General features: G+C 64.2%; 20 protein-coding genes, 2 tRNA genes and 1 pseudogene. 13 read left to right on the forward strand and 10 right to left on the reverse strand.

Features of this window, described 5'->3' with window-relative positions; genetic code table 11:
• Positions 1-224, forward strand: a pseudogene (locus tag AC1DFR_RS15805) (IS110 family transposase); the annotation flags it as partial.
• A gap of 184 nt (positions 225-408) precedes the next feature.
• On the opposite strand, the gene AC1DFR_RS15810 reads toward AC1DFR_RS15805, so the two are convergent.
• The 8 genes from AC1DFR_RS15810 to rpmH all read right to left on the reverse strand — a co-directional run bounded on the left by AC1DFR_RS15810 (position 409) and on the right by rpmH (position 6,133).
• Complete coding sequence (locus AC1DFR_RS15810; RefSeq protein WP_476873849.1) at positions 409-1,683, reverse strand: ParB/RepB/Spo0J family partition protein; 1,275 nt, start codon at positions 1,681-1,683, stop codon at positions 409-411.
• A 67-nt stretch (positions 1,684-1,750) separates the two neighbouring features.
• Entirely contained in the window at positions 1,751-2,818 is a 1,068-nt protein-coding gene (locus AC1DFR_RS15815; protein WP_476873850.1) for a ParA family protein, read from the reverse strand.
• Positions 2,819-2,905: 87 nt separating this feature from the next.
• The gene (gene rsmG / locus AC1DFR_RS15820; protein WP_370116794.1) at positions 2,906-3,556 is read right to left on the reverse strand and encodes a 16S rRNA (guanine(527)-N(7))-methyltransferase RsmG; all 651 of its coding nucleotides are present in this window, start codon (positions 3,554-3,556) and stop codon (positions 2,906-2,908) included.
• Between the two features lie 16 nt (positions 3,557-3,572).
• Positions 3,573-4,163, reverse strand: coding sequence for a Jag family protein (locus tag AC1DFR_RS15825; RefSeq protein WP_230009108.1), 591 nt, complete (start codon positions 4,161-4,163; stop codon positions 3,573-3,575).
• Positions 4,163-5,140, reverse strand: coding sequence for a membrane protein insertase YidC (yidC, locus tag AC1DFR_RS15830; RefSeq protein WP_476859643.1), 978 nt, complete (start codon positions 5,138-5,140; stop codon positions 4,163-4,165). Before yidC ends, AC1DFR_RS15825 begins: the two co-directional genes overlap by 1 nt.
• 15 nt (positions 5,141-5,155) lie before the next feature.
• The gene (gene yidD, locus AC1DFR_RS15835) at positions 5,156-5,551 is read right to left on the reverse strand and encodes a membrane protein insertion efficiency factor YidD (protein ID WP_230009110.1); all 396 of its coding nucleotides are present in this window, start codon (positions 5,549-5,551) and stop codon (positions 5,156-5,158) included.
• Positions 5,544-5,954: a ribonuclease P protein component gene (gene rnpA, locus AC1DFR_RS15840; RefSeq protein ID WP_079552763.1), complete on the reverse strand. Its 411-nt coding sequence runs from the start codon at positions 5,952-5,954 to the stop codon at positions 5,544-5,546. The genes yidD and rnpA overlap by 8 nt, the downstream gene beginning before the upstream one ends.
• 41 nt (positions 5,955-5,995) lie before the next feature.
• The gene (rpmH, locus tag AC1DFR_RS15845) at positions 5,996-6,133 is read right to left on the reverse strand and encodes a 50S ribosomal protein L34 (RefSeq protein WP_003800212.1); all 138 of its coding nucleotides are present in this window, start codon (positions 6,131-6,133) and stop codon (positions 5,996-5,998) included.
• A 463-nt stretch (positions 6,134-6,596) separates the two neighbouring features.
• Here rpmH and dnaA point away from each other — a divergent pair, with 463 nt between their 5' ends.
• The 11 genes from dnaA to AC1DFR_RS15900 all read left to right on the forward strand — a co-directional run bounded on the left by dnaA (position 6,597) and on the right by AC1DFR_RS15900 (position 18,987).
• Complete coding sequence (gene dnaA / locus AC1DFR_RS15850; protein WP_018775671.1) at positions 6,597-8,018, forward strand: chromosomal replication initiator protein DnaA; 1,422 nt, start codon at positions 6,597-6,599, stop codon at positions 8,016-8,018.
• A gap of 585 nt (positions 8,019-8,603) precedes the next feature.
• Entirely contained in the window at positions 8,604-9,728 is a 1,125-nt protein-coding gene (gene dnaN, locus AC1DFR_RS15855) for a DNA polymerase III subunit beta (RefSeq protein WP_018775670.1), read from the forward strand.
• 99 nt (positions 9,729-9,827) lie between these two features.
• On the forward strand, positions 9,828-10,712 hold the full coding sequence (gene gnd, locus AC1DFR_RS15860) for a phosphogluconate dehydrogenase (NAD(+)-dependent, decarboxylating) (RefSeq protein ID WP_223915420.1): 885 nt from the start codon (positions 9,828-9,830) through the stop codon (positions 10,710-10,712).
• A gap of 45 nt (positions 10,713-10,757) precedes the next feature.
• Complete coding sequence (gene recF, locus AC1DFR_RS15865) at positions 10,758-11,984, forward strand: DNA replication/repair protein RecF (protein WP_476873851.1); 1,227 nt, start codon at positions 10,758-10,760, stop codon at positions 11,982-11,984.
• Positions 11,981-12,538 (forward strand): DciA family protein, encoded by a 558-nt coding sequence (locus tag AC1DFR_RS15870; RefSeq protein ID WP_223914868.1) that lies wholly within the window; start codon positions 11,981-11,983, stop codon positions 12,536-12,538. The genes recF and AC1DFR_RS15870 overlap by 4 nt, the downstream gene beginning before the upstream one ends.
• A 414-nt stretch (positions 12,539-12,952) precedes the next feature.
• A complete protein-coding gene (gene gyrB, locus AC1DFR_RS15875) occupies positions 12,953-15,052 on the forward strand; it encodes a DNA topoisomerase (ATP-hydrolyzing) subunit B (RefSeq protein WP_374706707.1) in 2,100 nt (699 codons plus the stop codon).
• A gap of 61 nt (positions 15,053-15,113) precedes the next feature.
• The gene (gene gyrA / locus AC1DFR_RS15880) at positions 15,114-17,852 is read left to right on the forward strand and encodes a DNA gyrase subunit A (RefSeq protein WP_476850707.1); all 2,739 of its coding nucleotides are present in this window, start codon (positions 15,114-15,116) and stop codon (positions 17,850-17,852) included.
• Positions 17,849-18,481 carry a DUF3566 domain-containing protein gene (locus tag AC1DFR_RS15885; protein ID WP_476873852.1) on the forward strand — a complete coding sequence of 211 codons (633 nt, stop codon included), beginning with the start codon at positions 17,849-17,851 and terminating at the stop codon, positions 18,479-18,481. Before gyrA ends, AC1DFR_RS15885 begins: the two co-directional genes overlap by 4 nt.
• A gap of 98 nt (positions 18,482-18,579) precedes the next feature.
• Positions 18,580-18,653, forward strand: a tRNA-Ile gene (locus AC1DFR_RS15890).
• 69 nt (positions 18,654-18,722) lie between these two features.
• Positions 18,723-18,839, forward strand: coding sequence for a DLW-39 family protein (locus AC1DFR_RS15895; RefSeq protein WP_476873853.1), 117 nt, complete (start codon positions 18,723-18,725; stop codon positions 18,837-18,839).
• 72 nt (positions 18,840-18,911) lie between these two features.
• Positions 18,912-18,987: transfer RNA gene (locus AC1DFR_RS15900), tRNA-Ala, on the forward strand.
• Between the two features lie 58 nt (positions 18,988-19,045).
• Here the strand turns inward: AC1DFR_RS15900 and AC1DFR_RS15905 are convergent.
• Positions 19,046-19,414: a cupin domain-containing protein gene (locus AC1DFR_RS15905; protein ID WP_230006371.1), complete on the reverse strand. Its 369-nt coding sequence runs from the start codon at positions 19,412-19,414 to the stop codon at positions 19,046-19,048.
• Positions 19,415-19,545: 131 nt separating this feature from the next.
• Between AC1DFR_RS15905 and AC1DFR_RS15910 the strand changes: the two genes are divergently transcribed.
• Entirely contained in the window at positions 19,546-20,475 is a 930-nt protein-coding gene (locus AC1DFR_RS15910) for a DMT family transporter (protein ID WP_476850708.1), read from the forward strand.
• Between the two features lie 54 nt (positions 20,476-20,529).
• Here the strand turns inward: AC1DFR_RS15910 and AC1DFR_RS15915 are convergent, their stop codons facing one another.
• Positions 20,530-21,402: a glycosyltransferase family 2 protein gene (locus AC1DFR_RS15915; protein ID WP_223914864.1), complete on the reverse strand. Its 873-nt coding sequence runs from the start codon at positions 21,400-21,402 to the stop codon at positions 20,530-20,532.
• Positions 21,403-21,511 lie beyond the last annotated feature (109 nt).

Genomic DNA, 21,511 nt, shown 5'->3' on the forward strand with positions numbered 1-21,511 from the left:
GCCTTGCCGGCGAAATCATCGACGCACTCGGCCAGCAAACAGTCACTGTCGTGGGGACGAACGCGGCCACGATCGTGCTGCCCCAACTGGCCCGGATGCTCGCCGACATCCGCGAGTCCCGGGACACCGTCTTCACCCGGGTCGAGGCCATCGCCCTCGCCCGCCGTCGTTGCGACACCCTCTACGCCATGTTGCGCGACGGCACTCTCTACGAACCACGGCTAAACCCCAGCGGCTTGACGAAAACCATAGAGGCACCCCCCGCAACTCTCCGGCAGTGGGCGAACACGGCAGCGCCGAACTCGGCACCACCGAATTCGCCGGCACCGGCAGCATCGGTAGAGACAAAGAAGGGAGGGTCTGTTTCACGTGAAACAGACCCTCCCGGAGAACTCAGCGAGTCGCGACCTAGCTGGGAGCTCCCGGCGTGAGGACGTCCATGATGCGGTTCAGGTCCTCGACGCTGGCGAACTCAATGCTGACACGCCCCTTGCGGGCACCAAGCGAAATCTTGACATTAGTATCAAGGCGGTCAGACAGCGACGACGCCAGGTAATCCAGTCGTTCGTGGCGGGCTCCGGCCCGCGGGATGTTGTTCTTGGCCGGCGAGGCGGGGCTCTGATACAGGGTCACAGCTTCTTCGGTCGCCCGGACCGACATGCCTTCTGAAACAATCTTCTGCGCCAGGCGTTCCATGGCCGCGGCGTCAGGAAGTGCCAGGAGTGCGCGGGCGTGCCCTGCGGAGATGACATTTGCCGCAACCCGGCGCTGCACCAGCGGGGGCAGCTTCAGCAGGCGCAGGGTGTTGGAAACCTGGGGCCGCGAACGTCCGATCCGGTCCGCCAGCTGCTCGTGTGTGGTGCCGAAGTCCTCGAGTAGCTGCTGGTAGGCCGCCGCCTCTTCGAGCGGATTCAGCTGGCTGCGATGCAGGTTCTCCAGCAGCGCGTCGCGAAGGAGGTCGTCATCGGTGGTGTCACGGACAATCGCGGGGATAGTTTCCAGGCCTGCGGCCTGTACTGCACGCCACCGTCGCTCACCCATGACGAGCTCATAGGGTTCGCCACCCTCCTCGGTTGAGGTACGGACCACAATTGGCTGGAGGACGCCAATTTCCCGCACAGAGTGCACCAGCTCCGCCATGTCATCCTCATCGAAGACCGAGCGGGGCTGCTTGCGGTTGGGATGGATGTCCGTGACCGGGATTTCGGCAAATCTGACGCCGGGCACCTCTACGAGGTCAACAGTTCCCTCGTCACCGTGCTCGGGCGTGGAGTCAAACGTCAGCTGTTCGCCGGCGTCGGATGCGGCCGCCTTGGCAGCAGCGGTCGCCGGCTTGGAGGCAGCCGACTTTCGGGCGGGAGTTTTCTTGGTCCCGGCAGCGGCAGCTGCGTCGGCTTTGTCGGCAGCAACGTCGGCTCCGGCAGCAGCGCTGGTTGCTTCAGTGGTGTCAACCGTGAGATCAGCGGAATCGTCGGCCTTGACAGGTGTGGACTCCGGCTCCCTTGCCAGCGCGGCCTTGGCGTCCGCGAGCGTCTCGGCGTCGGAGGCCTTTTTTCGGGCTTCAGGGAAGAAGAGGTCCACGGGCCGGGATGGGGCAGCACCGCTTCCGGAGGCATTAGCCGCGGCGGAACTTGGAATGAGTGCGCCAAGTCCACGGCCGAGGCCGCGTCGCTTATCGCTCATGGATAAATCCCTCCAGTGGAAGAGCCGGGATTCACCTGGCTCTGGTTAGTGCAATTCTTGAAAGATTCTAACGTTCCGCGATTTCCGCGGCGGCTTCCAGGTAGGACAGGGCACCGCTGGAAGAAGGATCATACGTCATGACAGTTTGCTGGTAGCTCGGCGCCTCGGAAATACGGACCGACCTCGGCACCACAGCGCCGAGCACCTGCTTCGGGAAGTGTTCCCGGACCTCGGCTGCCACCTGGGCGGCGAGGTTGGTGCGGCCGTCATACATGGTCAGCAGAATCGTGGAAACAACCAGATCAGCGTTCAGGTGCTTCTGGATCATCTCGATGTTCTTCAGGAGCTGGCTGAGACCTTCGAGGGCGTAGTACTCACACTGGATCGGGATGAGCACTTCGCCGGCCGCACAGAACGCATTGACCGTCAGGAGCCCGAGGCTCGGCGGGCAGTCGATGAAGATGTAGTCCAGCCGCTCCTCGCCATTCTTGGCGCGCTCCTTGGAGTACACATCGATTGCGCGGCGCAGCCGCTGCTCGCGGGCCACCAGGCTGACGAGTTCAATTTCGGCACCGGCAAGATGGATGGTGGCGGGCGCACAGATCAGGTTGTCGATGTCGGGGCACGGGGCCACGACGTCCTTCAGCGGGACATCATTAATCAGCACATCGTAGATGCTGTCGACATCGGCGTGGTGCTCAATTCCCAGGGCGGTGGAAGCGTTGCCCTGCGGATCGATGTCGATCACGAGCACGTTCAGGCCAGCGGCCGCCAGCGCGGCGGCGATGTTCACGGTCGTCGTGGTCTTGCCGACGCCGCCCTTCTGGTTGGAAACGGTGAAGATCCGGGTTTTCTCCGGTTTGGGGAGCTGCCGGCCGAGCAACCGCTCGCGGCGCTTGTTTTCGTGTGCGAGTTCGCGGGCGATGGGATTGGAATCGTCGATGGAATCCAGCACGTTCCCCGTGTGCGGAAGGGATGTTTCACGTGAAACACCGGCCATCCCGGTCGTCTTCGCAACCGAAGCCGTGTGATTTCCGGAGTAGTCAAAAGCTACTGCAGGAGCCGTAAACGCCCGTGCGGACCCCAGGGACACAAACGGCGGGATCCGTTGTGTGGAGGCTTCGCTACTGCTCACTATGACACGCTCACTCTCATTCGGCTCTTACTGCCGGTTACTAGCCTAACCTCTTCCCCTCAGACTCCCCGGGCACCGGGGCCGGTGCTAGGTAATCTTTTGAGGCTTGTTCACTACGATTCGCACAACGGTGGTGGGTTCCTCAAGCAGGTCTTCACCCACCACCACCACGGACGTCTGAATGCCGCCCAGTTTGCGGATAACCTTGGCGGCCTTTTCGATTTCCTCGCCGGCGCTGCGTCCCTTGATGGCGACGACTTCTCCCTTCCCGGCCAGGAGCGGAATGGTCAGCCCGGCGAGATTGGACAGCGCGGATACGGCGCGGGCAGTCACGACGTCGGCGTTCACGAGTCCCACTGCGAGTTCCGCGCGGGTGCGCATGATCGTGACGTTCTGGAGGCCAAGATCATCCACCACCTCCTGGAGCCAGATGACGCGGCGCTCCAGTGGTTCGATCAGCGTCAGTTCCAGATCCGGCCGCGCAATGGCCAGGCACAGGCCAGGCAGGCCGGCGCCGCTGCCGACGTCGGCGACATGGCTTCCGTGGGCAATCTGGCTCTCAATGACGGCGCAGTTAAGCACGTGCCGGCTCCAAAGCCGCGGCACCTCACGGGGCCCGATCAGGCCCCGCTCGGTCCCGGATGTCGCCAGGTGCTCGACGTAGCGTTTCGCCAGTTCCAGGCGGTCGCCGAAGATGGACTCTGCTGCCTTGAGTTCCGGCGCGGTAATTTCAACCATCAAGCTAGTCAACGGTTCAGTCTGCGGAGACAACGATGTGCCGGTCGGCGCCTTCGCCTTCGGACTCGCTCACGAGTCCCAAATCAGCGACGGCGTCATGCACGATCTTGCGTTCGTAGGCGCTCATCGGAGCCAGGGCAACTGCCTCACCGGAATCCTTCACAGCGGCGACGGCGTCTTCAGCGATCTTCTGCAGGTCGCCGGCGCGCTCGGCACGGTAGCCGTTGATATCCAGCACCAGGCGGGAGCGGTTCTCCGTCGCGGAGAGGACCGCGAGCCGCGTGAGCTCCTGGAGGGCCTCAAGGACTTCGCCGTCACGGCCCACCAGGCTGTCCAGCCCGGCGGCTTCCTCTTCGGCGACGATCGAGATGTAGGTGCGGCCGTTGCGGACCTCGATGTCGATGTCGCCATCAATGTCCGCGATATCCAGCAGTTCCTCGAGATAGTCCGCAGCGACGTCGCCTTCTTCTTCGAGGCGGCTGGCGGAAACACTCTTGCCGGTGCCGGTCTCCGCACCCTGTGACGAGTCGTCGGCCGCGCTCTGGGCGTCGTCCCGGTCGTCGTCAAACTCGGCGGAAATAGCGTGTTCGGTGCTCTCGGCGGACATTACTTCCTCTTCCTGTTCTTACGTTGCGGCTGGACGCGCTGGGTCTTGGCTTCGACGGCGGCCGCGGCGGAGGCTTCGGCCTCGGCGTCGACCTTCTTGCCGCCCAAAAGGGGCAGGGCGGGCAGGCCCTTGGCTGCCCGGCGCTCGGCGAGAGCCTTGGCCGCCGGCGATCCCGGCGTAGGCATCCGGCGGATCACGAAGAACTGCTGTCCCATGGTCCACAGGTTGGTGGTGGTCCAGTAGATCAGGACGCCGATGGGGAAGTTAATACCGCCCACACCGAAGACGACCGGCAGGATGTAGAGCATCATTTTCTGCTGGCGCATGAACGGGCTGGCCAGGGCCTCTTCGGACATGTTCTTGGCCATGATCTGCTTCTGCGTGATGAACTGCGAGGCCGTCATGGCCAGGATCATCACGATGGAGAGGATCCACACCGACACCACATTGCCGCCCGGAGGCGTGCCGTGCAGCAGCGTGGCGGACAGCGGGGCACCGAAGATGGTGGACTCGTCGAACTGCTTGACCTGCTCGGGGCTCATGGCGCCGATGCCCTGGCCGGTGGTGGCCGCCGCAGTGATGCCGGAGAGCACCTGGAAGAGCGCAAAGAAGAAGGGCATCTGGATCAGCATGGGCAGGCAGGCGGAGAACGGGTTGGTGCCGTGCTTCTTGTACAGCGCCATCTGTTCCTGCGCCATGGCCTGGCGGGAGAGCTGGTCCGTCTTGCCCTTGTACTTGTCCTGCATTTTCTTCAGGTCCGGCTGCAGGAGCTGCATCCCGCGCTGGGCCTTGATCTGCTTGACGAAGACGGGAATCAGGGCGGCGCGGATGACCAGCACCAGCCCGATGATGGCCAGGGTCCAGGTCCAGCCGCTGGCCGCCGGCATGCCAATGGCGCTGAGTCCGTCATGGAAGCCGACCATGATGGCTGAGACCAGCCATTTGAACGGGGCCAAGATTGTTCCAAAGATGTCCATACGATTCCCTATTCGTCAGGCCGCAGTGCGGCCTTCTCCATCAGGCTGAGCAGCCAGGTATATGTCCGGATTGTTCAGCACAACAATTGTGGGGGTGCGGCCCGCGGGCCATTCCCGATGCCCGGCGGGGACATGGTCCACACCACCGGCATTCCATGGATGGCAGCGCAACAGGCGCCTCGCAGCGAGCCAGCTTCCCTTCACCGCGCCGTGGACGGTGATCGCTTCAAGGGCATAGGCCGAACAGCTGGGGAAAAAACGGCAAACCTGGCCGTACAGCGGTGAGATCACCTTGCGGTACGCCAGGAGCAACAGGATGAGGACATCGCGGGGCAGGTTCCAGACTGCCCGGCCCAACCATGCTGCTGCGGATCTTGCAGGAGGGACGACGGCGGCAGTTGAGTTACGCACGCGGGGTCCCTTCCTGTGTCGTCTCGTTAGAACCTGGTGAAGCAGCCTGCGAAAGGCGGTTGCCCAGCCTTTTCATGGTCGTCTCCAAAGCGGCGTCATAGTCGGCAAGCAGCTGGTCCCAGCTGGCTCCCGCTGCGGCGGGCAGGGCCCGGACCACAATGGCGAACCCGCTGCCGTATTTCTGCAACGACAATGCACCGGCTTCTCTCAGTCTCCTCTTAACGAGGTTCCTGACAACAGCGTTCCCGACACTCTTGGAAACGATGAATCCGATCCGGCTTGGTTCATCGGCAGCGAGAGCTGCCGCATATAACACTACGTTCCGGCGTCCATTGCGGACACCGGAACGTACAGTTGTTGAAAAATCGGTTGATGTCCGCAGACGGTTCCTGGTGGCTAGCACCGTTCAACTCGCACAGGGATATGGACCGACGAGTCAGTTATTTAGGCCGACAGTTCGGTGCGGCCCTTGCCACGACGGGCTGCCAGGATGGCACGGCCGGCACGGGTACGCATACGAAGGCGGAAGCCGTGCTTCTTGGCTCGACGGCGGTTATTCGGCTGAAAAGTCCGCTTGCTCACGTTAGTTACTCCAGTGGATCAAAGGTGCGCCCACCCGATCAAGGGGAAGAACTGGCCGACGCTAAGTTTTGGTATGTGCCGCTTCCCTCGTATCTCGCACGACGCGGGGCGTCAGGAAAGATGCAGATGAGGCGAAAAGCGTACACATGGGACTTCACAACGTTAGGGCTTGCCAACCTCCCGAGTCAAACCGGGGACCGCGCCGCACGCTATCCCCAGCTGTGGCTAACTCCTCCCGCAGCCTGTGGATGAAGTGCGTCACGCACCCCATTTCAGAACCACAACGGTGTAATTATCCACAGGACTGAACCCAGCTATCTTCTGGCGTTTTCATCCCCTACAGTGTCTCAGTAACCCCTTATCCACGGACTGTGCATAACCCTGTGGATTGAGCCGGCCGGTGGACAGCTCCGGACCGCGTGGATGCACGTAATGCAGGCCAGCAAGTTTGAGGAACTGATTGATGACAGTAGACGAAGCCAACCAAGCCAACACTGTCGGAAGTTCCTGGCGGCGGGTAGTGAGCCTCCTGGAGAACGACCACCGTGTCTCTCCCCGGCAGCGCGGCTTCGTCATCCTCGCCCAGGCGCAGGGGCTCATCGGTTCCACCCTGCTGGTTGCAGTTCCGAATGAGCTCACCCGCGAAGTGCTGCAGACCCAGGTCAAGGAAGCCCTCGACGACGCGCTCCGCAGCGTGTTCTCCGACGAAATCCGCTGCGCGATCGACGTCGACACGGATCTGGTGCCGCTGCACACAGAACCCGAACCCGCCGTCGAACTTTCCCTGGCCGCCGACCCGACCGTGGAGTTGAAGCCGCAGCCGATGCTGCCGAGCACCTCGCATGAATTCGGCCGGCTGAATCCGAAGTACGTTTTCGACACCTTCGTGATCGGTTCCTCCAACCGGTTCGCCCACGCAGCCGCCGTGGCAGTAGCCGAGGCGCCGGCGAAGGCCTACAACCCGCTGTTCATCTACGGGGACTCCGGACTCGGCAAGACCCACCTGCTTCACGCGATCGGCCACTATGCGCGCCGGCTCTACAGCGGGATCCGGGTCCGCTACGTCAATTCCGAGGAATTCACCAACGACTTCATCAACTCCATCCGCGACGATGAAGGCACCAGCTTCAAGACCACGTACCGCAACGTGGATGTGCTGCTGATCGACGACATCCAGTTCCTGGCCGGCAAGGACCGGACGCTGGAGGAGTTCTTCCACACGTTCAACGCCCTGCACAACAACAACAAGCAGGTGGTCATCACCTCGGACCAGCCGCCGAAACTGCTCGCCGGCTTCGAGGACCGGATGAAGTCGCGCTTCGAATGGGGCCTGCTGACCGACATCCAGCCGCCCGAACTGGAGACCCGCATCGCGATCCTCCGGAAGAAGGCCCTCAGCGAGGGCCTTTCCGCGCCGGACGATGCGCTCGAATACATCGCCTCCAAGATTTCCAGCAACATCCGCGAACTTGAGGGAGCCCTCATCCGCGTCACGGCGTTCGCCAGCCTGAACCGGCAGCCGGTGGATGTGGCTCTGGCCGAGATGGTGCTCAAGGACCTGATCACCGACGACGGTGCCCAGGAAATCACCTCGGCGCAGATCCTCACCCAGACAGCCGACTACTTCAAGCTCAGCATGGAAGAACTCTGCAGCAAGTCGCGCACCCGCACGCTGGTGACCGCCCGGCAGATCGCGATGTACCTGTGCCGGGAGCTGACGGACATGTCCCTGCCCAAGATCGGACAGGAGCTGGGCGGCCGCGACCACACCACCGTGATCCACGCCGACCGCAAGATCCGCGAACTCATGGCCGAGCGCCGGGTCATCTACAACCAGGTGACCGAGCTGACCAACCGGATCAAGCAGCAGCAGCGCAATTCCTGAGCCATCGGCCGGCGCACTCATACCTTATTAACAGGGCCCTGTGGACAACCCTGTGGATAGTTAAGGGGACAACCGCGGTTAATGGGCTTAAAACCCTTAAGGCGCCTGTGGATTGGCCAGCCGGCCAAAAATCTTGTCCCCATCCACACCCTGTTTAAAACCTGCTCCGCCCACAGTCCATGAACAGGGCTTAACCGCGGATTCGCACGGCAGGATCGAGTTATCCACAGTTTCCACAGCAGTTATTAACACTACTAATCCCAAGAAAATGAAATTCCCTCAAACAACAATCTCCTTCCCACCTCCAAGCAGCGCCCAGGCCCGTTCCGGACCGGCGCAGGAGACCGGCCCCGCGAACAACACCGATGTAACCCGGGGATGGGAGAAACGCTCACCTTGGGGCTAAGCTGTCTGCAGTGCGTCCGTCCCGGACATCTTTTGTGGTTCCTACCGGGCCATGGGGCCCGGGCGGGCGGACGATTCCCTTGTTGACGGAATTCGGCGTCCCTGCCGAGGTCCGCCGCAGCTCGAGCAGTTTCAGCGATTTTCAGCACTAACAGCAGCAATGAAAGGCGGCACCCTTCCGTGAAGTTCAGAGTCGAACGGGACGTCCTGGCAGAAGCCGTGACATGGACCGCCCGGTCGTTGTCTCCGCGGCCGCCCGTTCCCGTACTTTCGGGCCTGCTCCTGAAAGCTGAAGCCGGTACCGTCAGCCTGTCGAGCTTCGACTACGAGACCTCCGCGAGGCTCGAAATCCCCGCGGACATCAGCGCCGAGGGCACTATCCTGGTATCGGGCCGCCTGCTCGCGGACATCTGCCGCAGCCTGCCATCCGCCCCCGTCGAGGTCGAAACCGACGGCAACAAAGTGACGCTCACCTGCCGCCGAAGCAGCTTCCACCTGGCCACGATGCCCGAGGCTGAATACCCGCCGCTGCCGGCCCTGCCGACGATCAGCGGCACCGTGCCCGGCGATTCGTTCGCCCAGGCCGTATCCCAGGTGATCATCGCGGCCAGCAAGGACGACACCCTGCCGATCCTGACCGGCGTGCGGATGGAAATCGAGGACGACCTCATCACCCTCCTGGCCACCGACCGCTACCGCCTGGCCATGCGGGAAGTCCCGTGGAAGCCTGCGACGCCGGGCATCTCCACGAGCGCTCTGGTCAAGGCCAAGACCCTCAACGAAGTGGCGAAAACCCTGGGCAGCAGCGGCGATATCAACATCGCCCTCGCCGACGACGACAGCCGGCTGATCGGCTTCGAGAGCGGCGGCAGGACCACCACTTCACTCCTGGTCGACGGCGACTACCCGAAGATCCGTTCGCTCTTCCCGGATTCGACCCCCATCCACGCCACTGTGCAGACCCAGGAACTGGTCGAAGCCGTGCGCCGCGTCTCGCTCGTGGCCGAACGCAACACGCCTGTCCGGCTCGCGTTCACCCAGGGCCAGCTGCACCTGGACGCCGGCACCGGCGAGGACGCCCAGGCCTCCGAAGAGCTCGAAGCCCAGCTGTCCGGTGAAGACATCACCGTGGCCTTCAACCCGCACTACCTGATCGAGGGCCTCAGCGTCATCGAAACCAAGTTTGTGCGGTTCTCCTTCACCACCGCACCCAAGCCGGCCATGATCACTGCCCAGCAGGACGCCGAGGGCGAGGACCAGGGCGACTACCGCTACCTCGTCATGCCCGTCCGGCTGCCCAACTAGCCCGTCATTGCCGTGCCCCGGACCTCCGGAGCACAGCACCTGCGGGCCATCACGGCCGTCACCAACGAAGCACCCCAGCGCAGAAAAGAGTTCATCCCCGTGCACATCGGACTAATCGGCCTTGGAAAAATGGGCTTCAACATGCGTGAACGGCTGCGCAACGGCGGGATCGAGGTCACCGGGTTTGACCGCAACCCCGACGTTGCCGACGTCGCCACCCTGGACGAACTCATCGCCGCCGTCCCGGCGCCGCGCCTGATCTGGGTCATGGTCCCCTCGGGCGAGATTACCGACGCCGTGATCACCGAACTGGGCACCAAGCTCGACGCCGGTGACCTCGTGATCGACGGCGGCAACTCCCGCTTCACGGAAGACCAGAAGCACGGTGCCGCGCTGGCCGAAAAGGGAATCCGCTTTGCGGACTGCGGCGTGTCCGGCGGGGTCTGGGGCCTCCAGAACGGTTACGGCCTGATGGCGGGCGGCGATGCCGCGGACATCGAACGGGCACTCCCCGTCTTCGATGCGCTMCGTCCCGCAGGTGAGCGGGCCGACAGCTTTGTGCACGTCGGCGGCGTCGGCGCCGGCCACTACGCCAAAATGGTCCACAACGGGATCGAATATGGCCTGATGCAGGCTTACGCCGAGGGGTACGAGCTCCTGGCCGCCAAGGAGATCGTCGCCGATCTTCCCGGGACATTCCGGGCCTGGCAGAAGGGAACGGTTGTCCGCTCCTGGCTCCTGGACCTCATGGTCAAGGCCCTTGACGAGGATCCCGGACTGGAATCGATCTCCGACTACGTCGAGGATTCGGGCGAAGGCCGCTGGACCGTCGAGGAGGCCATTGCCAACGCGGTGCCGGCCCCGGCGATCACGGCTGCGCTGTTCGCCAGGTTCTCCTCCCGCGAGGACAATTCGCCGGCCATGAAGATGGTCTCGGCGCTGCGCCACCAGTTCGGCGGCCACGCGACCCGGCCGGCCAAATAATCCTGCCCGGCCACTTGATCCTGCCTGTGAAGTCCTGAATCCCGCGTGTACCTAGAAAAGCTCTCGCTCACCGATTTCCGCAGCTACGCCCAGGTCGATCTCAGCCTTGAGCCCGGAGTCACCGTCCTGGTGGGTTCCAACGGCATCGGCAAGACCAATCTGATGGAGGCGATCGGGTATCTGGCCACGCTCAACTCGCACCGGGTCAGCACGGATGCGCCGTTGTTGCGGTTCGGTGCCGAGCGGGCCATGATCCGGGCCAAGCTGGTCCGTGGCGAGCAGTCCACCGTGCTGGAGCTGGAAATCAACGCGGGCCGGGCCAACCGCGGCCGAATCAACCGGAGCAATCCGGTCCGTGCCAGGGACCTGCTCGGGATCTGCCAGACGGTGCTCTTCGCGCCGGAGGACCTGGCGCTGGTCAAGGGCGATCCGTCCAGCCGCCGCCGGTTTCTGGACGAGCTCCTGGTCAGCCTCATGCCGCGCCACGCCGCGACCAGGAGCGACTATGACCGGGTCCTGAAGCAGCGCAACGCGCTGCTCAAGTCGGCCCGCGCCGGAAAATTCAGCACCGGCCACGAGGCAACGCTCGATGTCTGGGACCAGCACATGGCCCGGGCCGGGGCTGAGCTGCTGCACGCGCGCCTGGAGCTGGTGGACCGGCTGCAACCGCACCTGAAAAACGCCTACGCGCAGCTGACCGACGGCTCCAAGGAGGCCACTGCGGTGTACCGTTCCACGCTGCAGGACAGCCTGGACGACGACGGCGCCACCTCAGGACCAGCGGATTCCAGGCCTGCGGACGGAACCGCAGCCGATGAGGCCGCACCGGCGGACGACCTGCGCGTGCTCTCGGTGGAGCAGCTCACCGACCGCTACATCCAGGCCTTCGCCGCAGCCCGGCGCAAGGAACTGGAACGGGGAATCTCGCTGGTCGGTCCACACCGCGACGAACTTGAGCTCGTGCTTGGATCGGCGCCGGCCAAGGGCTACGCCTCCCACGGGGAAACCTGGTCCATGTGTCTGTCCCTGCGCCTGGCCTCCTACTACGTCATGCTCGACGATGCCCGCACGGGCGGCTCGCCCCCGATCCTGATTCTGGACGATGTCTTTGCCGAACTCGACGTCCAGCGGCGGCGTAAACTGGCGGCAATAGTATCCGGCGCCGAGCAAGTGCTGGTCACTGCCGCCGTCGAGGACGATATCCCGGCAGAGCTGACCGGACGGCGGGTGAAGGTCATCCCGGGAGGAATCGATGAGCAGGAAAATCGATGAATAAGGATACCGACGGCGGCCTGCAGCCCGGCCGTGACCCCGACGATATCGATGCCGCGCAGGCCGCATTGAACCGGATGCGCGACGCCGCCGCGGCCCGGGGCGAAATCCGCCGAAAGGCGCCGCCGCGGCCCGGCAGCACCCAAAAGCCTGCCCGCAGCGCTGGAACCCGCGGGTTCTCCCAATTCCACGGTACCGGCAGGGATCCGTTGGGCCTCGGAAAAGTCGTGGGACGCCTCGTGGCCGAACGCGGCTGGAGCTCGCCGGTGGCCGTCGGGTCCGTCATGGCGCAGTGGGCCGTGCTGGTGGGCCCGGAGATCTCGGCACACTGCACTCCCGAGAGTTTTACCGACACCACCTTGCATGTGCGGACCGATTCCACGGCTTGGGCAACCCAGCTGCGGCTGCTCAGCAGCAGCCTGCTGGAAAAATTCCGGACCGAGCTTGGCGATGGCGTCGTCACCAGCATCCAGGTGCTCGGACCCGCCGCCCCGAGCTGGCGCAAGGGCCTCCGGACGGTCAACGGCCGGGGTCCCCGCGACACGTACGGATAGCCCCGGCCCAATGGCGGGCACCGGATCTGAAGCACTTCTTGCAAAAACCCTTGAAAAATCCGCAAGCGGCGTGTAGGGCGCTTGAACCTCCCGGAGTCGTATAGGAACCCTAGGGCTGGACCCCGAAAGCCTTGCAGGGGGAGCCAGCGCCCTCCCAGCGGCACTTTCCCGCCCGTTTGGCGCCCTGGAATGCAAGTTTGGCCCCTATAACACGATAGAATCGGTGTAGATAACTGGGCGCCGGTGAAGCGTTGACTGAGTCCGTTTCCGACGCAATTTCAGCGTGCGGCGGACGGGATCCCCAAGTCAGCGGAAACACCCGGCGTCGTCAGTGACGTGCCTGTTGGCAGGAGCCTTTTCCACGGAAGGGGCAACCGCCGGCCTTCAACGAACATAGAGGAGTCGAAAGCGCCTGTGGCTAACGACAATGCAGAGATCCCGGCAGTGGAAGACGTAGCGGAAGCGGTGGAACAAGAGGCTGCGGTGGCGGCGCCGTCGGGGACCGCGACATCGCGCGAATACGGCGCCAGCGACATCACCGTACTTGAAGGCCTGGAAGCTGTCCGGAAACGTCCCGGCATGTACATCGGCTCCACCGGCCCCCGCGGCCTGCACCACCTGGTCTATGAAGTGGTGGACAACTCGGTGGACGAGGCCCTGGCCGGCTACTGCACGCACATCGAAATCGTGCTGCAGGCCGACGGCGGGGTCAAGGTGGTCGACAACGGCCGCGGCATCCCCGTGGACATGCACCCCACCGAGCACAAGCCCACCGTGGAAGTCGTCATGACGATCCTGCACGCCGGCGGCAAGTTCGGCGGCGGCGGATATGCTGTCTCCGGCGGCCTGCACGGCGTCGGCATTTCGGTGGTCAACGCACTCTCCAGCCGGGTCGACACCGAGGTCCGCCGCCAGGGACACGTCTGGCGGATGTCTTTCGCTGACGGCGGTAAGCCGCAAGGCGGCCTGGTCGAGGGCGAGGAAACCACCGAGACCGGCACCACCCAGACGTTCTACCCCGATGCCAGCATCTTCGAGAGCACCGACTTCGACTTCGAAACACTGCGGGCCCGCTTCCAGCAGATGGCATTCCTCAACAAGGGCCTGCGCATCACGTTGACGGACGAGCGCCGCGCTCCGGAGGAATCGTCCGAGGACGACGACCTGGACCTGGACACCGTCCCCACCGAAGGTGAGATCGCCGCGGAATTCCACACCGTGGTCTACCAGTACGACGACGGCCTGCTGGACTACGTCAAGCACCTGAACTCCGGCAAGAAGGTTGATGTGGTCCACGAGGACGTCATCGCCTTCGAAACCGAGGACACGGAACGGCACATTGCCCTGGAAATGGCGATGCAGTGGACCAACGCGTACTCCGAAAGCGTCCACACCTACGCCAACACGATCAACACGCACGAGGGCGGCACCCACGAAGAGGGTTTCCGCGCCGCGATGACTTCACTCATCAACCGCTATGCGCGGGAGAAGAACATCATCAAGGAAAAGGAAGACAACCTCACCGGGGACGACATCCGCGAGGGCCTGACGGCAGTCATTTCCGTGAAGCTCTCCGAACCGCAGTTCGAGGGCCAGACCAAGACCAAGCTCGGCAACTCCGAGGTCAAGGGCTTTGTCCAGCGCGTTGTCACGGACGGCCTGGGCGACTGGCTCGAGCGCAACCCCGGCCCCGCCCGGGACGTCATCCGCAAGGCCATCTCCGCAGCCCAGGCGCGCATGGCCGCCCGGAAGGCCCGGGACAACGCCCGCCGCAAGAGCCCGCTGGAATCCTTCGGGATGCCCGGCAAGCTGTCCGACTGCTCCTCGAAGAACCCGGAGAGGTGCGAGGTCTACATCGTGGAGGGTGACTCGGCCGGCGGCTCCGCCAAGCGCGGCCGCAACCCGGAGACCCAGGCCATCCTGCCGCTGCGCGGCAAGATCCTGAACGTCGAGCGTGCCCGGCTGGACAAGGCGCTCGGCAATGCGGAGGTCCAGTCCATGATCACGGCATTCGGCACCGGCATTGGCGAGGACTTCGACATCGCCAAGCTGCGCTATCACAAGATCGTGCTCATGGCCGATGCCGACGTCGACGGCCAGCACATCACGACGCTGCTGATGACGCTGCTGTTCCGCTACATGCGCCCGCTGATCGAAAACGGCTACGTCTACCTCGCGCAGCCGCCGCTGTACCGGATCAAGTGGTCCAATGCCCCGCACGACTACGTCTACAGCGACCGTGAACGCGACGCGAAGCTGCTCTCGGGCCAGGCCGCCGGCCGCCGCATCCCCAAGGACAACGGCATTCAGCGCTACAAGGGCCTCGGTGAAATGGACTACACGGAACTGTGGGACACCACCATGGACCCGGACCACCGGACCCTGCTGCAGGTGACGATGGACGATGCCCTGGCGGCGGACCAGATCTTCTCGGTCCTGATGGGCGAGGACGTTGAATCGCGCCGAAACTTCATTCAGCAGAACGCCAAGGACGTTCGGTTCCTGGACATCTAGAGGGCAGTCAAGCCCCGAATATGCCCGGACTGATATATACCTGAAACGGAAAATATAGACTATGAGTGACGAAACACCAGAGGTGCCGGCCGGCTCCGAGCCCGTCCTTGAAGGCGCCATCCTCGATGGCGACGTACTGACCGACCGCGTCGAGCAGGTTGACCTGCAGACCGAAATGCAGCGCTCCTACCTCGACTACGCCATGGCTGTGATCGTGGGCCGTGCCCTGCCGGATGTCCGCGACGGCCTCAAGCCCGTCCACCGCCGCGTGCTCTATGCGATGTTCGACGGCGGCTACCGCCCGGAACGCTCCTTCAACAAGTGTGCCCGCGTGGTGGGCGAGGTCATGGGCCAGTACCACCCGCACGGCGACACCGCGATCTACGACGCCCTGGTCCGCCTGATCCAGGACTGGACCATGCGCTACCCGCTGGCACTGGGCCAGGGCAACTTCGGCTCGCCCGGCAACGACGGCGCGGCCGCCCCGCGGTACACCGAAACCAAGATGGCGCCGCTGGCCATGGAGATGGTCCGGGACATCGACGAGGAAACCGTCGACTTCCAGGACAACTACGACGGCAAGAACCAGGAGCCGACCATCCTGCCGGCCCGGTTCCCGAACCTGCTGGTGAACGGTTCCTCGGGCATCGCCGTCGGTATGGCCACCAACATCCCGCCGCACAACCTCCGTGAGGTCGCCGACGGTGTGCAGTGGTACTTGGCCAACCCGACCGCCAGCCGCGAAGAGCTGCTCGAAGAGCTGATCCAGCGCGTCAAGGGACCGGACTTCCCGACCGGCGCCACGATCCTGGGCCACAAGGGCATCGAGGACGCCTACCGCACGGGCCGCGGCTCCATCACGATGCGCGCCGTGGTCAACGTCGAGGAACTCCAGGGCCGCACGTGCCTGGTGGTCACCGAGCTGCCGTACCAGGCCAACCCGGACAACCTGGCCATCAAGATCGCCGAACTCGTCAAGGACGGCAAGATCTCCGGCATCGCCGACCTCCGCGACGAGACCTCGGGCCGCACCGGCCAGCGACTGGTGATCGTGCTCAAGCGCGACGCCGTGGCCAAGGTGGTGCTGAACAACCTCTACAAGCACACCCAGCTGCAGGACAACTTCGCCGCCAACATGCTCGCGATCGTCGACGGCGTGCCGCGCACGCTCAGCCTCGATGCCTTCATCCGGCACTGGGTCACGCACCAGATGGACGTCATTGCCCGCCGCACCCGGTACCGGCTGCGGAAGGCGGAGGAGGAAGCGCACATCCTGCGGGCCCTTCTCAAGGCGCTGGATGCGCTCGATGAGGTCATTGCCCTGATCCGTGCGTCCACCACCACCGAAGCGGCCCGCGACGGGCTGATGGAGCTGCTGGACATCGACGAGGTGCAGGCCCGGGCCATCCTGGACATGCAGCTGCGCCGGCTCGCCGCCTTGGAGCGCCAGAAGATCCAGGACAAGCACGCCGAACTTGAGGCCCTGATCGTCGAATACAACTCGATCCTGGCCTCGGAGGAGCGCCAGCGCGAGATCATCAGCACCGAACTCTCGGAGATCGTGGCTAAGCACGGCGATGACCGCCGCACCAAGGTCCTGCTGGGCTACGACGGCGACATGTCCATCGAGGATCTGATCCCCGAGGAGGAAATGGTCGTCACCATTACCCGCGGCGGCTACGTCAAGCGCACCCGCAGCGACAACTACCGCTCGCAGCAGCGCGGCGGCAAGGGCATCAAGGGCGCGCAGCTGCGCGGCGACGACGTCGTCGAACACTTCTTCGTCACCACCACCCACCACTGGCTGCTCTTCTTCACCAACCTGGGCCGGGTCTACCGCGCCAAGGCGTACGAGCTCGTGGAAGCCGGCCGCGACGCCAAGGGCCAGCACGTGGCAAACCTGATGGCGTTCCAGCCGGACGAGCACATCGCCCAGGTGCTGGACCTGCGCGACTACCAGCACGCCCCGTACCTGGTGCTCGCCACCAAACGCGGCCTCGTCAAAAAGACCCGTCTGGAGGACTACGACACCAACCGGTCCGCCGGCGTCATCGCCATCAACCTGCGCGACGGCGATGAGCTTGTCTCGGCCCAGCTGGTGTCCGAGACCGATGACCTCATGCTGGTCTCCCGCAAGGGCCAGTCCGTCCGCTTCACCGCGACGGACGATGCGCTGCGCCCGATGGGCCGTGCCACCTCGGGCGTGACCGGCATGAAGTTCCGCGAGGACGACGAACTGCTGGCGGCCGACGTCGTGCAGGACGGTTCGTTTGTCTTCATTGTCACCGAAGGCGGCTTCGCCAAGCGGACCGCTGTGGAGGAATACCGCCTCCAGGGCCGCGGCGGCCTTGGCATCAAGGTGGGCAAGTACCAGGAAGAACGCGGCCACCTCGTCGGGGCCCTCATTGTCAACGAGGAAGACGAAGTCCTGGTGGTCATGGAAGGCGGCAAGGTGGTCCGCTCGTCGGTCAGCGGCGTGCCGGCCAAGGGCCGCGACACCATGGGCGTGATCTTTGCCAAGCCGGACAAGAACGACCGCATCATCGCCGTCGCGCGCAACAGCGAACGCGGGCTCGAAGTCGAGGAACCGGCCGAAGGTCAAGATGCCGGTGAAGACACCGGCGAAAATACCGCAGACGTGACCGAAAATCGGGCATCCACGCCCGATGACGTAACGTTGGCTGAAGATGGCGGACTGCATGAGGAGTCCGCAGCGGCAGAATCAGTACCGGCCCCGGAGTCAGATGAGTCATCAGGCAATGCCGAGCTGGACGAAGACAATACCGGAGGTAACGAGTGAGTAATTCCGACTCATATCCCAAGCCGAGCAGCGGCGTGCCGAGCGGAGTGCGGCAGCCCGCCGCCGCACCGCGCGTAGGCGCCCCCTCGCGTCCGCAGCAGCGCCCCGGCGTGTCCGGCGCACCCACGGGAACGGGCCAGCGGCCCGCCGCACCCGGCCAGCGCCCCACGGTCCCCGGACAGCGCCCCGCCGTCCCGGGTCAGCGCCCCGCCCAGCCCGGCGGGCAAGGCACTGCCGGGCTGATCAAGCCCGCTCCCAAGGCCAAGGTGCGCCGTGCCCGGCTGCTGGTCAGCAAGGTGGACCCCTGGTCCGTGCTGAAAATGGCCTTCCTGCTCTCCGTGGCGCTGGGAATCGTCACCGTCGTGGCGGCGATCGTGCTCTGGACCGTCCTGGACCTGACCGGGATCTTTGACCAGGTGGACAGCCTGCTCGGGACCCTCGCCGGCTCTGAAGGCGGCGGCTTCGAATTGAAGAAGGTGGCATCCCTGGGCCAGGTGGCGTCATTCGCCACCATCATCGCCGTGATCAATGTGGTGCTGCTGACGGCGTTGTCGATGCTTTCGGCGGTGCTCTACAACATTGCCGCGACGCTCGTCGGCGGCATCGGCGTGACCCTCACGGACGACTAATTCCCGTACTTTTCCGCGGATTCCCGCGGAAAAAGGCCTCGATTTGAGATCGGGCCGGGATGTGCTGTACAGTCATATCTCGGCCCGATGAGGCATCGGGGCGTATAGCTCAGGCGGTTAGAGCGCTTCGCTGATAACGAAGAGGTCCCAGGTTCAAGTCCTGGTACGCCCACGGAACCTGTACTGGTTCTGGCAGAGGTTAGTGAAGGTTCGTCCATGACAGAACCGGAACGGGGTGCATGTGAAGAAGTTGCTGGTTATCGCAGCCACGGTCGCAGGCGTCCTCCTCTACAGGAAAGTGCAGGAATCCGAAGCCGGGAAAGTGGTCTGGAGCAATTCAACCGATACGGTTGACTAGCCCGGAATCTGGGGATGGAAGCTGGAAACCGGCTCTCCAGACCTAGGGTATGATTGTCTGGTTGCTTCTTATGGGGGCATGGCGCAATTGGTAGCGCACCTGCTTTGCAAGCAGGGGGTTCGGGGTTCGAGTCCCCGTGCCTCCACCATAGGAAAAGCCCCGGACAGCGGAAACGCTGTCCGGGGCTTTTTTCATGCCTTCCCCACTCACTCCTTCGGCTTGGCGTAGTCCGCCATCCCTTGCCAGTCGATATACACGTAGGGCTCGTCGCCGAGGACCCAGGCGTCGTGGCCCGGCGGAATCACACCGAAGTCGCCGGGCCCGAATTCGAGTTCTTCGCCGTCGTCCATGACGACTTTGATGCGGCCGGAAATCGTGTAGCCGGTATGGCTGGCCATGCAGCTGTCAGTTTTGGCGATCGGCTTGACGTGGTCTGACCATTTCCAGCCCGGAAGGAAGGTGGCCCGTCCAACCGGGCCGGCCTCGAGGTTGACGAGATCCACCTGACCCATGCCCTCGGCAACGGGGCGCGTCTCTTCGGGATCGTCCAGGCTCTTGCGGATCATTGACGCCATGATGGTCTCCTTCTTCGATGATGGCGAGACCGGAACGTGAGACCGCGCCTTAAGATTGGCACCGCGGTATGCACCCGTCAAGGAGCAGGGGCCGTAAGGGCCCCTGCTGTCCGTCCCATTAGTGTTGGAGCGTGAACTTCTTACTTGCGGCCGTAGGCGTGCTGGGTGTGGCCTCGTCGGGGCCCCTCATTGCCGCCACGCTGGGCGCCACGTCGGTCAGTGCCCTCGCCATCGCTTTCTGGCGCAACGCCATTGGAGCAGTCGTGATGGCCGGTCCGGTTGTGGTCCGCAACCCCCGTCAGTTCGGAAAGGTGACCGGAGCCGAGTTCCGCTGGTCGCTCGCCGCGGCGGTGGCCCTGGCCCTGCACTTCGCGTGCTTCATTACCTCCCTGCAGCTGACGTCGGTCGCGGCGGCGACGGCGCTGGTGTGCCTTCAGTCAGGCTGGATCGCGATCTTCCAACTCTTCCGGGGAGTCCGGTTCCGCTGGCCGGTCCTGGTAGGGCTGGGGCTCGCCTTCGGCGGTGTCGTGACAATCACCGGTTTTGATATGGGTTCCTCGCCCGAGGCGCTTGTGGGCGATCTCTTGGCCGTCGCCGGCGGCGCCCTGGCGGGCATCTACACGCTCGCCGGAGGCAAGGCGCGGCAGAGCATGGGCACCGGCGTCTATACGACCCTGTGCTACGGCATGTGCGCCGCGATTGTGGCGGGGATGGCGCTGTTGGCTGGACAGCCGCTGGCAGGGTTCGAAGCCACCGGCTGGCTGGGGATCCTCGCCATTACCGTGTGCGCACAGCTGGTGGGGCACACCGCGTTCAACTATCTGCTGGCGACCATGAGCCCGCTGCTGGTGTCCATGATCATCCTGCTGGAAATCCCCGGAGCGGCGCTCCTGGCCGCAGCCTTCCTGGACGAGACGCTGCCGGCCGGAACCTACGCGGGGCTGGCGATGATCCTGGTGGGGCTCGCCGTCGTGGTCCTGGGGCAGCGAGGCTCACGTTCCGCCCGGAGAACGGGCGAGGGAGCCGGTGAAGAGCGGCTGGCGGAGCTCGGCACCGACTAGGCCGCTCCCGGCGGCCGCATCTCCCGGTGGCCGCGTGGCCGCCGTCATTGGCCGCTATTGGCCGCCGCGGCGGGCCGGCTGGGGAACGTTGACCGTGTGGATGGCACGGAGCAGTTTCGCCGGGAAGTAGACCGAGAAGAAGACCACCATGGGCGCCTTCAGTGCCATCTTCTTGACGTTGTGGGCCTTGTAGGTGCGGTCAAAGCGCGTCACGTAGTAGCGGTAATCCCGCGGCGAGTCCTCCAGCCGCCGGGCCGACATGCCCGAGATCATCTGCGGCCAGTACTGGATCCTGAGCTCGTGGTCGGCCAGGTGCAGCGACAGATCGATGTCCTCGTGCATCTCGTCCCGCTCGTCGCGGCAGGCTTCTGTGCGGATGGTCTCCCAGGCCGAGCGGCGCATTGCCATGTTGGAACCGAAGAGGAAGTGATACTGGTGCTTGGCAAGCCTGAGCATCAGTTGGCGCATTTTGTCGTCGGCCTTGAGCCCGAACCGGCGCATGGGCATGTCGTAATAGACCACCGGACCGGTCGCAGCGTGCACAGACTCGTCGGCGAAGGCCTTCTGCACCTGCTCCACCCAGTCCGGTTCCAGCACGGAATCGGCGTCGATCCGGCCGAGGATATCGCCCGTGGCATGGTCCAAACCGAAATTGCGTGTGGGGATGAGCCCCTGGTCGCGGTCCTGGCTGAGCAGGATGATCGGGCTCTCCGGATACTCCAGCTGCATCTGCCGCACGATTTCCGCCGTGCGGTCCTTGGACAGGTTGTCCACCACAATGATTTCGTGGGCGGGCACCGACTGGTAAACCGCGGCGATCAGACACTGCCGGATGACGCTTTCCTCGTTGTACGCCGGGATGACGATAGACACAGCCGGCGGCGGAGCAAGGAGCAAGGCATCCTGGGGTGATCTATGGGGTGACATCACCACAAATTTAGCATCTAGCCTGGCGTTTCAAGCCGGACCGTGACGTGCCTGCGGAGGCCGCGTCAAACAAAAGGAGGGATCCCGCACCGTGGCGGAATCCCTCCTT

This window comes from Arthrobacter sp. 05T410 (assembly GCF_056396505.1).